This is a genomic window from Bradyrhizobium uaiense, assembly GCF_010811875.1.
Lineage (GTDB): Bacteria > Pseudomonadota > Alphaproteobacteria > Rhizobiales > Xanthobacteraceae > Bradyrhizobium > Bradyrhizobium uaiense.
Window position 1 is genome coordinate 1 of record NZ_VKHP01000640.1, and the last position, 322, is coordinate 322.

At 61.5% G+C, this 322-nt stretch carries 1 pseudogene; it reads right to left on the minus strand.

The features are described from left to right. Positions 1–322 (minus strand): annotated as a pseudogene (locus FNJ47_RS46875) (IS5 family transposase); the annotation flags it as partial.

Consider the following 322-nt stretch of genomic DNA (forward strand, 5'->3'; position numbering starts at 1 on the left):
CAGCGTGAACCGCACCGGACATCCCAAGCCTCGAACGGCCAGATGTATCTTGGTGCTCAGGCCCCCGCGCGAGCGGCCGATCGCCTGATCTTCAGACCCCCTTTTTTGGCGCCGGCAGCGTGCTGATGCGCCCGAACGATGGTGGAATCGACGATCAGATATTCGAAGTCCGGATCATCGGACATCGCCTCGAAGATCCGCCACCAAACACCCTTGATGCTCCATCGGCTGAAGCGCCGGAACACGCTGTTCCAATCGCCGAAGACCTCCGGGAGATCGCGCCAGGGAGACCCCGTACGCACGATCCACAGCACTCCTTCAA